Genomic DNA, 12,062 nt, shown 5'->3' with positions numbered 1-12,062 from the left:
AGCGGCCCGAGCGGTCACCGGCCCGCCCCATAGGAGCCCCGCGTGTACGGGCCCTCGAACACGACGGACAGCCGATGCCCTGGCCGAGGCCGGCCCCGAGGGGCTGTGGTGTCTGGTCGACGGGCGACTGACCAGCCCGGAGCAGACGCCCGCGGCGCGCCCCCAAGCGGCCAAGTCCTGGTCCTGGAGGACCCGTTGGCGGAAAGGGTTCCTATGCCGCTTCCGCCGGCGGGATCACGGCGGCGGCGCGGGCCTGGCCTACCATGCGTCCGCGCTCCGACGCGGGGAAGCGGTCGACCATGGCGCGCAGTTCGCGGGCACCGACGTCCGCCCCGAAGGGTTCGGTGCCTGGTTCGAGGCGTACGCCTTCGGCCAGCGGGCCGACGATGACGGGATCGAAGCCGAGGGCGTTCACGAGGTGGGCGGCCGTGGCCCGGTCGGACGGGTTGTTCCCGGCGACGGCGATCGCCTTGCGGTCGGGCGCGCCGGCGGGCCGGGCCTCGTCCTCGAGGTCGTGGTAGCCCATGTGATTGAAGGCCTTGACCACACGGGACCTCGGCAGGAACGCCTGGACGATCTCGCTGGTGGAGGTGCGCGGATCGGTGAGGTCGTCGCGTACCCCGTCGACCTCCCACCAGTAGTTCATGGCGTCGACGACCAGTTTGCCGTGCAGTTCCTCGACCGGGATCCTGCGGTACTTGCCCAGGGGAAGCGCCAGGATCACCATGTCGGCCGAAGCCGCCGCCTCAGCGGCGGTGACCGGGATCGCGCCGGGTGCCAGGACCTCGACGGTGAGTGAGATGTCCTCGGGCGCCCCTGACCCGGCGATCAGCACGCGAAGGCCTGCCGACAGGGCCAGCCGCGCCAGGACGGTGCCCACTTTTCCGGCACCCAGGATGCCTATGGTGCGGATGTCGTGTGCGTCCATTGCGTTTCCTTTCACGATGTCAGCCGGCCAGGATGTCCCGGACCATGGGGATCACCTTCGTGCCGTAGAGCTCGACCGCACGCAGGCGGGCGCTGACCGGCTGCGGGCCCGCGGTGTACAGGAGGTCGAACCTGCCGACGCCGAGGCCGCTCACCGCGTCGGCGATCCTGCGTGCCACCGTCTCCGGTGAGCCGATGTACAAGGAGCCGTGCTCGATCTCGGCTTCGAACTCCTCCCGACGTACCGGTGCCCAGCCTCGCAGCGCGCCGATGCGGTCGCGCATGAGCCGGTAGCCGGGCCAGAACACCTCCCGGGCCTCTTCGTCGGTGTCGGCGACGAACCCGGGAGAGTGCATGCCCACTGGATGCGCCGTGGTGCCGAACTGCGCCGCCGCGCGCCGGTAGAGGTCCGTGTAGGGCACGAAGCGTTCGAAGGAGCCGCCGATGACGGCGAGCATGAGCGGAAGGCCGTAGCGGGCGGTGCGGATGACCGACTGCGGTGAGCCGCCGACTCCGACCCAGGTGGTCAGCCGCCCCGATTCGGTGGTCGGGAAGACCTCGGTGTTCTCCAGAGGGGCCCGCATGGTGCCCGACCAGGTGACGGGCTTTTCCTCCAGCAGCCTCGCGAACAGCTCGATCTTCTCCTCGAACAACGTGTCGTAGTCGCTCAGGTCGTATCCGAACAGCGGGAAGGACTCGGTGAACGAGCCACGTCCGAGGATGACCTCGGCCCGCCCGCCGGAGAGGGCGTCGACGGTCGCGAAGCGCTGGAACACCCGCACGGGGTCGTCGGAGCTGAGCACGGTCACACCGGAGGACAGGCGGATGCGCTCGGTGCGTGTGGCGATGCCGGCGAGCACGGTCTCCGGGGACGACACCGAGTACTCGGGACGGTGGTGCTCGCCCAGTGCGATGACGTCGACGCCGATGTCGTCCGCGAGGACGGCTTCGGCGACGACCTGCCGTATCGCCCTCGCGTGGGAGACCGGGGCGCCCGAGTCGTCCCGGGGAACGTCCCCGAACGTGTCCAGGCCGAAAACGATGTCATCCATGGGTGGACTCCTTGGTGAGCAGTTCCCTGACCCGCGGGGCGACTTCGCGGCCCATCAGCTCGATCGTGCGGGCCCGGGCCCGGCGAGGCAGGTGCATGATGTCGTACTTGAGGTCGAAGCGGCTCAGGTGCAGGTCGCGGGCCATCTGGGCGATCTTCTGGGCGACGGTCTCCGGGGAGCCGACGAACAGCGCGCCGTGGTCGATCTCCGCCTCGTACCGTTCGCGGGTCGGCTTGTAGAAGCCCCGCTCCTCGGCGACCTGGGCCACGACCGGCTGCCAGTACTCCCACCAGGTCTCGGCCGCCTCCTCGTCGGTGTCGGCGACGAGGCCCAGAGAGTGCTGGCCGATCGGCTGCGGCTCGTGCCCGGCCTGTTGCAGTGCCTTGCGGAAGAGGGTGACGAGACCCGCGAAGCGCTGTGGGCGTCCGCCGATGATGGCCATCATCATGGGCAGTCCGTATCGGGCGGCACGGATCACGGAGTGCGGGCTGCCGCCCACGCCGATCCAGGTGGGGATCCCGCCGTGGCGCATCCGGGGGCGCGGCCGCTGTTCGACGAGCGGTGCCCGGAACGCGCCGGACCACGTCACCGTCTCCTCCCGCTGCAGGCGCATGAAGAGGTCGAGCTTCTCCTCGAACAGCTCCTCGTAGTCGGCGAGGTCGTAGCCGAACAGAGGGAAGGATTCCGTGGCCGATGCCCGGCCGAGGACGAGCTGGGCCCGGCCGTTCGACACGGCGTCCAGGGTGGAGAAGTCGTGGTACAGCCGCACGGGGTCATTGGTGCTCAGGACGGTCACCGACGTTCCGAGACGGATGTGTTCGGTGGCGGTGGCGATGGCCGAGAGCAGCACGGGAGCGGCACTGTCGACGTGGCCCGGCCGGTAGTGCTCGCCGATGCTGAAGACGTCCAGTCCGCAGGACTCGGCGAGGGCGGCCTCCTCGACGAGGAGGCGAACGGTCTCGGCGTCGCCGAGCGTGCGGCCGTCGTCCGTGGCGACCTCCCCGAACGAGTTGAGGCCTATTTCGAAGGTCATGGTCTCCTCCACCTGTGATCCCGCAGGATGCCGGTCACCTCGAAGTCATTGATTGACGCAACAAGTATCTTTATGCATGCTTGATGTGTCAATCAGTGGACGTCCGGGGGCTGCTCTGTGACCCATCCCCTATCTGGCGCGTCAACCATAATTCACATACTTAATTGATCAACTAAGTGAGGTGACCCGTCGTGGCCCACGCCACGCAGCTGCCGCATGCCGCCGTCCTGGCGTCCGGCAGGCCGTCAGACAGCCGTCCACGCGCCACCCGGCAGACCCGGCAGACACGGCAGGCGATCGTCCGCACTGCCCTGCGGCATACGGCGACGGGTGCGGCGGCGCTCGCGATGCTTCACGCGGCCCTGCTCGGCGTCTCTTCCGGTGCCGACCCTTATCCCGACCTCGCCTGGACGGACACGACACAGGTGATGTCATCCGTCTACACCCTGGCCCCCTGGCCCCTGACGGCACTGATCCTGCTCTGGCTGGCGCAGCAGCGGCCGGCGGTCTACACGCACGCCGCCCTCGCGCTGCTGCTGTCCAGCGCGGCCGGGCTGCTGTACACCTGGTCGGTACCGCTGGAACACCTGCCGGCGCACGAGAGTTCGCTCTTTCGCGAGTACCTGGCGATGCCCGGTGCGCTCACGGGCTGGTACCTGTTGACGGCCTCGGCCGCGGTCACCGCCATCTCGTCGGTGCGCACACGTATTGCCGTCATGGTGACCGCGGCATGCGGTGTGACGACGTCGGTGCTGACATCCCCTCACCCCGCTCCGCAGGTGTACTGGGCGCGGTCGCACCGCTCTTGGCCGGGTTCGCCGTAGGAGTCTTCGCGCGCAAGGACCTGGTACGCCGGCGCCCCGCGGATGTCTGGGAGCCGGAGGGACAGGTCGGGACGCTGCGGCCGCGTGCCCAAGACCCCGGCGCCGGCCAGGTCGCACCGTCCGGCCGAACGGCAGGGACGCCGGTCCACCCCGCCCACGTCCGCACCCCCGATTCCGCGCCGTTGGGGCGGGCTGACGGCCATGCACCTCAACGGTGTGATCGAGGCGGCCGGCTGGTGGTCGTACGCCGTGGTGTTCGTCCTGACGGCCAGTGAGACCAGCGCCTTCATCGGGCTGCTGGTGCCCGGCGAGACGGCCATCCTCCTCGCCGCCGCGGTCGCCGGCCGGGGCGAACTGAACGCCTTCCTCCTCACGGCCGTCGTGGTGGCCGGAGCCGTCACCGGTGACGGCCTCGGCTACGCACTGGGCCGCCGGTGCGCGCGCCGCTTCGGCCTGCCACGGACGCCGGGAGCCTCAACCGGCCACCGCACCGCACGTGCCCGCGCCTTCCTCGCCCACCACGGCGGAGCCACGGTCATCACGAGCAAGTTCATCGGCTTCGCGCGGACCTTCGTGCCCTATGCCGCCGGGCGCCCGCTCGGCGACGGCCGAGAGCAGGACGACGTGGCGGACTCCCTGGGCGCGGGCCGCCTCCAGCAGGGGGACGGAGCTCGCCTGGGCGTAGAGGAAGAGGCTCGTAGCCCCGGCGAACTGGGCCGCGGGGTCCTCCGGCCGGAACCGCACCACCTCGGCCTCCTCCGGGAGTGAGGCCCGCTCGGGGTCCCGAGTCAGGGCACGGCCGACGTTGCCGGTCGCGCCGGTCACCACGATCACGTTTGCTGCCTCCGGAAGGCTTGGTCGATCGCTTCTGGCGACCCGAGCCCAAAGGTCATGTGTTGTGACATGTCACTGCGCTCTGCTGTCCCGGTAGGTCTCCAGGAGCCTCAGCCAGACCTCGCTGATGGTGGGGAAGGCGGGGACCGCGTGCCAGAGCCGATCCAGGGGCACCTCGCCGGCGACGGCGATCGTGGCCGAGTGGAGGAGTTCTCCGACTCCGGGTCCGGCGAAGGTGACGCCGGCCACGGTGCCGCGGTCGGTGTCGACCAGCATCCGGGCCCGACCGCGGTAGTCCTTGGCGTACTGCTGTGCGCCCGCCAGCCGGCCGATCTCGTAGTCGACCACCTCGACCCGGCGTCCGGTTCGCCGCGCCTCGTGCGTGGTGAGGCCGACGGAGGCCACTTCGGGGGTGGTGAAGACGACCTGCGGCACGGCGGCGTGGTCGGCCGTCGCGGCGTGCGCGCCCCAGCGGGCGTCGTCGAGCGGGGTTCCTGTGGCGCGGGCGGCGATGGCCGCGCCGGTGATCCGGGCCTGGTACTTGCCCTGGTGGGTCATCAGGGCCCGCTGGTTGACATCGCCGACGGCGTAGAGCCAGCCGTCGGCCACGGCGGTCACCCTGCACGTGTCGTCCACCGTGAGCCAGCCGCCCGGGGTGAGACCGACGCTCTCCAGGCCGACGTCCGTGGTGCGCGGCGCGCGGCCGGTGGCGAACAGGATCTCGTCCGCGGCCAGTTCCTCTCCGTCGGCCAGGGTGATCCGTACTTCGTCGTCCGCGCCGCCCACGCGCTTCACGGCGGTGACCTCGGTGCCCAGCCGGATGTCGACGCCTGCCTCGCGCAGCCCGTCGGCGATCAGTTCACCGGCGAACGGTTCCATCCTCGTCAGCAGGCCGGCGCCGCGGACCAGCAGGGTCACCTGGGAGCCGAGTGCCTGCCAGGCGGTGGCCAGTTCGACCGCGACCACGCCCGCGCCCACCACGGCGAGACGGCCCGGTACGCGGTCGGCGCCGGTGGCCTCGCGGTTGGTCCACGGCCGTACGGTGTCGAGGCCGGGTATGTCGGGCAGGGCCGTGCCGGTACCTGTGCACACTGCGACGGCGTGCCGGGCGCTCAGCCGGACGGTGCCTCCGTCCGGGGTCCGCACCGACACCTGCCGTGGGCCGGTGAGCCGGCCGTGACCGCGTACGAGGTCGACGGAGACCGAGTCGAGCCAGTCGACCTGGTCCTCGTCCTTCCAGTAGGCGGCCATCCGGTCGCGGTGCGCGAGGACCGCGTCCACGTCCAGCGGTCCTCGCACGGCGGCGGCCAGTCCCGCGACGCGGCGCGCGTCGGCGCGGGCCACCACCGGCCGCAGCAGCGCCTTGCTCGGTTCGCAGGCCCAGAACGAGCATTCGCCACCGAGCAGTTCGCGTTCCACGATCACGGTGCTGAGCCCGGCGGCACGGGCCCGGTCGGCCACGTTCTCGCCGACCGGTCCCGCGCCTATGACGACCACGTCGTAGGCGCGGACGGACTCGTTCATCATTGCTCCTGTTGTTCGAAAGGGGCTCCGGCCGCCGCGCGAAGGCGTCGGCCGGAGCCCGCGTGTCCTCAGCCGTGTCCGGTCGACGGACGCGCTGTCACCGGCCGGGGAGCCGGGTCGTGATCTCCTGCAGCACCCACCCGTTGCCGTCCGGGTCGCTGAACGCGGCGAACGAGCTGTAGCTGGCGCGCTCCGGGTGCGGGCCGCTGACGCGTCCCTCTTCCGTGCCGCGGTGGAACACGCCGCCCTCGTCGTGGAAGATCTCGCTCATCTCGATGCCCCGGTCGACGAGTTCGGCGTGCGCCGCCTCGATGTCCGAGACGGCGAGGTGCAGGCCCTGTACCGACCCTGGTGCGGCCGTGGTGACGCCGGTGCCGAAGAGGATCGAGCACTGCGATCCGGGGGGCGTCAGATGCACCACGCGGTAGCTGTCGTCGGCGACGTAGTCGACATCGAGACGGAAACCCGCCTTCTCGTAGAAGGCCTTGGCCCGGTCGACGTCGGAGACGGGCAGCACCACAACTTCGAGTTTCAGATCCATGTTCGCTTCTTCTGTTCGCAGACGGGAGGTTTCGCGAGGTGTGCGTCACCGGTTGAACCGGTGAGATCATGACACCGTCTTGCGTAACCGGTCAAGGGGGTGATGCAAGGGGTCGCTCGATCGGCCGACGTAACTGGCGGTGACGCAGGCCGACGAGGGCCACACGGGAGGTGATGGTCAGGGTTGCGTCGGGTGGCGGCATTTGACGAAGGGTCATGCGAGCGCCCACTCGGAGCGTGACCCGCCCCCGGCTTGGCTTTCCCATCGCTTGCGAGGTGCGTCGGCGACCTCCGTTCCGCGAGGCGCTGACTCTGGGCCCGATCGTCGACGCGGTACGGCTAGCCGTGCGCAGCCGCGCCGACCTGGCGGACCTCGAACTGTCGGCACTGGCAGGCACGTTGCGGCCGCGTTTCCCCGAGTGGGCGGACGAGGTGACGCTGGAGCGCACTCTCGGCGGCGGCCACGGTGGAACTCGTCTCGTCGATGTCTACGGCGGAGACGCGCGGCGGACCGAGGCCGTCGCCGCCCTGCGCGCCGTCCTGGAGACGGACCGGCTCGGCTCGCCCGATCGCGCCGCGGTGTCTGGCCGGCTGGGACGGGTGCTCTTCGGTCTCGGCGACCAATTTGCCGCAGCCGCCGAGCTCGAGCTCGCGGCACCCGACCTCGGCGAGGACACGTACGTGCACGGTCGGCGCGCAGCTGAAGTCGGCGATGCGCACGTACGTAGTGAGCTCCCGGACAGCGCCGGCCGTGATCGTCAGTCAGGCGGACGGCGACTGAGGCGCCCTTGCCCCCCGGGCGTGTTGCCGGCCGGGGGAGGGGCTCTTACGGAGTGCTCGTGCCTGCCGTCAGTGGTGCCGCGTCGAGCAGGACGGCCGCGGCGGTCCGGGCGGTCGTGGCGGCGGAAGGGTCACGGTCCATCCGCGCCGACTGCCCCGCACCGTCGTACAGCAGGTGGAGCTGCCGGGCCAGCGCCTCGGGGGCGGCGTAGCCGGACGCCGTGGCCAGTTCTGTGAACAGGCCGCGGAGCCAGAGACGGTAGGTGTCGGCGACCTGGCGGATCGAGCTGTCCTCGGCCGTCTCGGCGGTGGCCCGCACGAAGGCACAGCCGTTGTACCCGGGGTCGGTGATCGCCTCGCCCAGGGCGTCGAAGACGCCGAGCAACTGCTCGCGCGGGGTGCGGAAGCGGGTCAGGGCCGTGGTGATCCGGTCCCTCATCCGCACGTAGCGCAGCTCCAGGTAGGCGCAGACGAGGCCTTCCTTGCTTCCGAAGGTGTTGTAGAGGGACGCCTTGGCCACTCCGGCGTGCTCGATCACACGGTCGATGCCGACGGTCTGCACGCCTTCACCGTAGAAGAGCTCGTTGGCCGCTTCGAGCAGCCGTTCGCGTGCGGACGGCTTGGTCGCGGTTCTGGTCGCCATGGCCACACCCTTTCAGACAGACCTGTTCATTCTAACGCCGGAAAGCTCCGTCACACCTCTGAGACCTGAGCCACAGGGGCTGCCTCGGAGGGGACGTTCTCCGCGCGCACCACCGACATCCGCCGCGCCGGTTCGACCCGGTGGCCGCGGAGCAGCAGCCCGGTCAGGGCCGCGAGAGCCAGCACGATGACGGCGATGCCGTACTCCCTGGACGTCTGGATCAGTCCACCGCCGTGCACGACCAGGACGCCGGCGATCACGGCCGGCACGCCCAGGCCCATGTAGCACACGACATACAGCAGGGAGAGGACTCCGGCCCGCTCGTGCGGCTCCACCTGCGGAATGACCAGCCGAATGCCGCCCTGGAACCCGCTTCCGAAACCGACGCCGGAGATCGCGCCGCCCACGAAGAAGCCGATCACGGAGAGCGTGCCGCCGGTGCCCGAGCCGATGGACACCAGGGTGATCGTCACGCCGACGACCAGTGTGCCGACGCTGATGAGCATCATGGTCCGGGTCCCGGCGCTGCGCAGGACCACGACGGCGAGGCCGGCGCAGCCCGCGATGACGAACAGGGGCAGCCCGCCCCACACCACGGAGGTGGAGTGCACCAGGGTCCGGGTGATGGCCGGGCCGAGTGCGCCGTACAGGCCGGCCAGCGACCACACCGCGAAGATCACAGGTGCGGCGATGGCCACCGACGCGCGGGCCGACCTGGGCAGCTTGAACTCGGGAACCATGCTGGCCAGCGCGCCCGGCTTGCGGGTCACCGTTTCGTTCAGGGCGAGCACGCCCAGCGCCTGCACCACGAAGACACCGAGGAGCACGGCATAGACGAGATGAGTGGGGGCCGGCAGGTACTGCACGATCAGTCCGGAGGCGAAGGCGCCGCTCGCGGTTCCCAGCGTGGGGGCGAAGGAGTTCAGGAAGCTGCCCTTGCGCGCGTCGATGTCGAGCATTCCGGCGCCGAGAGCACCGACCGCCGCGCCGGTGCTCAGCCCTTGCAGTACGCGGCCGACCAGCAACGTGCCCACGTCACCGGCGGTGATGAACACGACCATCCCCAGTACCTGCACGAGCAGGGCCATCAGGAGGACGGGGCGTCGGCCCACCTGGTCGGAGATCCTGCCGAAGACCAGGAGTGCGGCCAGTACGGCCACCGCGTAGGTGCCGAAGACGATGGTGATGGTGATGGGGGAGAAGCCCCAGTGCTGCTGGTAGATCGCGTAAAGAGGGGTCGGAGCGCTGGACGACGCCAGCAGCGATATGAGGATCGATGCCAGCAGGCCTATGGAGGCCTTGGGCCCCAGGCTCAGGGCCCGGCGCCGCGGCGCTGCGTGCGCGGGAGACGACTTGACCGGGGCACCCGGTGAGGCGGGCTGACGCGAGGTGGATGCGCGGCTCATGGGTCACTTTCCGAGTAGGGCGAAGCGGGACCCTCATACTAGACAGACCTGTCTGACTAGTATGAGATCGGAGAGCGTGAGGTGTGTCGCACCAGCCCCATATGTGCGGACTGTCGCTGTGTGCCGCGGGAGCGGAGCAGGGTTCGGCGAGCCGTCACGTCACGGCGGGGCCCGCCGCAGGCACGGCACTCGGCACAGTCGGCGCACCGCTCACGTCGCGCACCGCTCACGCCGGATCCACGCCTGCGGGCCCCTCCGGCTCACTTGCCGCCCAGCAGTTGCTCGAACGGCACGTGGTCGCGATAGGGATCCGCAGGCCCGGACGGCTCACTGCGGGATGTCGCGACGGCGAGTTCCCGGGCCGCTCGCGCCACGCGCTTCAGGAGCGCTCCCTGGGAGTCGCCTCCACTGCCCCAGTCCTCCGTCGCGGCGTAGACCGCGGTGGGCACGGTCATCGCGTGCAGGTGGGTGAACATCGGCCGCAGCGCGTGTTCCAGCACGAGCGAATGCCGCCCGGTGCCGCCGGTGGCCGCGATCAGCACGGGCTTGTCCGTCAGGACGGTGTCGTCGAGGCAGTCGAAGAACAGCTTGAACAGACCGCTGTAGGACGCGTTGAAGGTCGGCGTCACGGCGATCAGGCCGTCGGCCTTCGCGACGGAGTCGAACACACCTTGCAGTTCCGGTGACGGGTAGCCCGCCATCAGATGGTTGACCAGATCGTGAGCGTGGTCTCTCGCCTCTACGACGACGATCTCGACCTGCGAGCCGAGTCGCTCAAGCTCGGAGCGGGCGGCGTCCGTGAGCCGGTCGGCGAGCAGACGAGTGGAGGACGGCAGCCTCAGCCCCGTCGAGACGACGGCGACGGTGCGCTTCATCGCGGGCCTTCTTCCGGCCGCGCGGCCTTCTCCTGAGCAGCCGTGGTGAGAGAGGCATGTGTAGGGGCGTCCGGAACGTGGGCCGGGCGGCCCACCGCGAACTCCTTGCGCAGAACGGGCACGATGTCGCCCAGCAACTCGATCTGCTCAAGGACGGTTTCGCGCGGAACGCCGATGCCGTCCACGTTGAACAGTTGACGCTGGTAGGCGCCACCCGCGTGCTCGCGATACGCGAGCACCCGCTCGATCACCTCTTGCGGACTGCCGACCACCACCGCGGTGCGGGCCATGGTCTCCTCCAGGGACGGACCGTTCCCGTACGCCGAGGAGGCGTCGAAGTAGGTGCGGAACTCCCGGACGGCGTCCTGCGAGTTCTTCCGCACGAACAGGTGCGCGGCCAGGCCGACGACGGCCTGGTCGGCGCGGCCGTGCCCGTAGTGCTCGAAGCGGCTGCGGTAGAGGTCGATCAGTTGCCGGACGTGCTCCTTGGGCCAGAACAGGTTGTTGTGGAAGAAGCCGTCACCGTAGTAGGCGGCCTGTTCGGCGATCTCCGGGCTGCGGATGGAGGCGTGCCAGACGAACGGCGGTGTGCCGTCCAGCGGACGCGGGGTGGAGGTGAAGCCCTGCAACGGTGTGCGGAACCTGCCCTCCCAGTCGACGACGTCCTCGCGCCACAGCCGGCGCAGCAGGGCGTAGTTCTCCACCGCCAGTGCGATGCCGTCGCGGATGTCCTGTCCGAACCAGGGGTAGACCGGGCCGGTGTTGCCCCGGCCCATCATCAAGTCGACCCGGCCGTCGGCGAGATGCTGGAGCATCGCGTAGTCCTCGGCGATCTTCACCGGGTCGTTGGTGGTGATCAGCGTGGTCGACGTGGACAGCAGGATCCTCTTCGTCCGCGCCGCGATGTGTCCGAGCAGCGTGGTGGGGGAGGAGGTGACGAACGGGCGGTTGTGGTGCTCGCCGGTCGCGAAGACGTCCAGACCGACGTCGTCGGCGAGCTTCGCGTATTCCACGAGTGCCTTGAGCCGGTCGTGTTCCGTGGGCGTCCGTCCGGACAGCGGGTCGCGTCCCACGTCTCCTACGCCGAAAATTCCGAATTGCATCCTGATACGTCCTGTGTGTTGTGTCGATGGCGCCGTCGGTGGTTGCCGCCGACGGCGGGGCAGAGGGGTTCTCGGCGTGCGGAGGGGCTGGGTGATCAGCTGAGACGCGAGTCGGAGGAGGCTCTCAGAGATCCTGCGCGCGCTCAGGCCGCAGTGTCTTCTCGCGCAGGATCAGTGTTTCGAGGGCCGCCAGGTCGTCGGCGACATGATGCTCCCAGCCGAGGTCCGCGTTCTTGTCCCGGGCGGACGCGCGGGCCGTCCTGCGGTGACGGCCGTGCCCCGCGGAGTCGCGTTCGGGTGCGCAGCCGTCCTCGTCGGGACGCCCGCCCCGGTGCCGCCCTGCCCGTACGGTCGTCGGCGCTGTCGGGCAGAGCGAGGCCGGTCCGCACGTCGGTGATGGTGAGAGTCATGTCTTTCCTTCCCCAGGGTCGATGGTGTGCCGACTCGCGAAATCGGAGAACGGCCGCGCGGCACACGACACTTGGGTGAACAACCGAGTCAATTGCTACGCGCAGCAAATA

The 12,062-nt window shown here is 70.0% G+C and carries 12 protein-coding genes; 2 read left to right on the top strand and 10 right to left on the bottom strand.

Annotation, left to right across the window (positions count from 1 at the left end; genetic code table 11):
• Positions 1-211: 211 nt before the first annotated feature.
• The 3 genes from OG568_RS56885 to OG568_RS56875 are packed head-to-tail and all read right to left on the bottom strand — an operon-like array spanning position 212 to position 3,012.
• A complete protein-coding gene (locus OG568_RS56885) occupies positions 212-928 on the bottom strand; it encodes an NADPH-dependent F420 reductase (RefSeq protein ID WP_329537829.1) in 717 nt (238 codons plus the stop codon).
• A 19-nt stretch (positions 929-947) separates the two neighbouring features.
• A complete protein-coding gene (locus tag OG568_RS56880) occupies positions 948-1,979 on the bottom strand; it encodes an LLM class flavin-dependent oxidoreductase (RefSeq protein WP_329537828.1) in 1,032 nt (343 codons plus the stop codon).
• A complete protein-coding gene (locus tag OG568_RS56875) occupies positions 1,972-3,012 on the bottom strand; it encodes an LLM class flavin-dependent oxidoreductase (protein WP_329537827.1) in 1,041 nt (346 codons plus the stop codon). The genes OG568_RS56880 and OG568_RS56875 overlap by 8 nt, the downstream gene beginning before the upstream one ends.
• A gap of 191 nt (positions 3,013-3,203) precedes the next feature.
• Between OG568_RS56875 and OG568_RS56870 the strand changes: the two genes are divergently transcribed.
• Both OG568_RS56870 and OG568_RS56865 read left to right on the top strand, forming a co-directional pair.
• Positions 3,204-3,836, top strand: a complete 633-nt coding sequence (locus OG568_RS56870) for a hypothetical protein (RefSeq protein WP_329537826.1) — start codon at positions 3,204-3,206, stop codon at positions 3,834-3,836.
• Positions 3,837-3,920: 84 nt separating this feature from the next.
• Positions 3,921-4,604 carry a DedA family protein gene (locus OG568_RS56865; protein WP_329537825.1) on the top strand — a complete coding sequence of 228 codons (684 nt, stop codon included), beginning with the start codon at positions 3,921-3,923 and terminating at the stop codon, positions 4,602-4,604.
• A 138-nt stretch (positions 4,605-4,742) separates the two neighbouring features.
• Here OG568_RS56865 and OG568_RS56860 read toward each other — a convergent pair whose 3' ends face one another.
• From OG568_RS56860 to OG568_RS56830, 7 genes are all read right to left on the bottom strand, one after another.
• Positions 4,743-6,194: a dihydrolipoyl dehydrogenase family protein gene (locus OG568_RS56860; protein WP_329537824.1), complete on the bottom strand. Its 1,452-nt coding sequence runs from the start codon at positions 6,192-6,194 to the stop codon at positions 4,743-4,745.
• A 97-nt stretch (positions 6,195-6,291) separates the two neighbouring features.
• Positions 6,292-6,735, bottom strand: a complete 444-nt coding sequence (locus tag OG568_RS56855) for a VOC family protein (RefSeq protein WP_266434739.1) — start codon at positions 6,733-6,735, stop codon at positions 6,292-6,294.
• A gap of 338 nt (positions 6,736-7,073) precedes the next feature.
• Positions 7,074-7,454, bottom strand: a complete 381-nt coding sequence (locus OG568_RS56850; RefSeq protein ID WP_329537823.1) for a hypothetical protein — start codon at positions 7,452-7,454, stop codon at positions 7,074-7,076.
• Between the two features lie 106 nt (positions 7,455-7,560).
• Complete coding sequence (locus OG568_RS56845; RefSeq protein ID WP_266593241.1) at positions 7,561-8,157, bottom strand: TetR/AcrR family transcriptional regulator; 597 nt, start codon at positions 8,155-8,157, stop codon at positions 7,561-7,563.
• Between the two features lie 50 nt (positions 8,158-8,207).
• Positions 8,208-9,563 carry an MFS transporter gene (locus OG568_RS56840; RefSeq protein ID WP_329537822.1) on the bottom strand — a complete coding sequence of 452 codons (1,356 nt, stop codon included), beginning with the start codon at positions 9,561-9,563 and terminating at the stop codon, positions 8,208-8,210.
• Positions 9,564-9,823: 260 nt separating this feature from the next.
• On the bottom strand, positions 9,824-10,438 hold the full coding sequence (locus tag OG568_RS56835) for an FMN reductase (protein ID WP_329537821.1): 615 nt from the start codon (positions 10,436-10,438) through the stop codon (positions 9,824-9,826).
• On the bottom strand, positions 10,435-11,541 hold the full coding sequence (locus OG568_RS56830; protein WP_329537820.1) for a CE1758 family FMN-dependent luciferase-like monooxygenase: 1,107 nt from the start codon (positions 11,539-11,541) through the stop codon (positions 10,435-10,437). Before OG568_RS56830 ends, OG568_RS56835 begins: the two co-directional genes overlap by 4 nt.
• Positions 11,542-12,062 lie beyond the last annotated feature (521 nt).

The sequence above is a fragment of the Streptomyces sp. NBC_01450 genome, from assembly GCF_036227505.1.
GTDB lineage: Bacteria > Actinomycetota > Actinomycetes > Streptomycetales > Streptomycetaceae > Streptomyces.
Note: the sequence above shows the minus strand (reverse complement) of the source record. Positions and strands in the feature narration are given on the sequence as shown.

Excerpts from the sequence above, each read along its gene's own strand:
- OG568_RS56875 (WP_329537827.1), bottom strand. The coding sequence starts at position 3,012 with ATGACCTTCGAAATAGGCCTCAACTCGTTCGGGGAGGTCGCCACGGAC.
- OG568_RS56840 (WP_329537822.1), bottom strand. The coding sequence starts at position 9,563 with ATGAGCCGCGCATCCACCTCGCGTCAGCCCGCCTCACCGGGTGCCCCG.
- OG568_RS56835 (WP_329537821.1), bottom strand. The coding sequence starts at position 10,438 with ATGAAGCGCACCGTCGCCGTCGTCTCGACGGGGCTGAGGCTGCCGTCC.
- OG568_RS56830 (WP_329537820.1), bottom strand. The coding sequence starts at position 11,541 with ATGCAATTCGGAATTTTCGGCGTAGGAGACGTGGGACGCGACCCGCTG.
- OG568_RS56880 (WP_329537828.1), bottom strand. The coding sequence starts at position 1,979 with ATGGATGACATCGTTTTCGGCCTGGACACGTTCGGGGACGTTCCCCGG.
- OG568_RS56885 (WP_329537829.1), bottom strand. The coding sequence starts at position 928 with ATGGACGCACACGACATCCGCACCATAGGCATCCTGGGTGCCGGAAAA.
- OG568_RS56860 (WP_329537824.1), bottom strand. The coding sequence starts at position 6,194 with ATGAACGAGTCCGTCCGCGCCTACGACGTGGTCGTCATAGGCGCGGGA.
- OG568_RS56845 (WP_266593241.1), bottom strand. The coding sequence starts at position 8,157 with ATGGCGACCAGAACCGCGACCAAGCCGTCCGCACGCGAACGGCTGCTC.
- OG568_RS56855 (WP_266434739.1), bottom strand. The coding sequence starts at position 6,735 with ATGGATCTGAAACTCGAAGTTGTGGTGCTGCCCGTCTCCGACGTCGAC.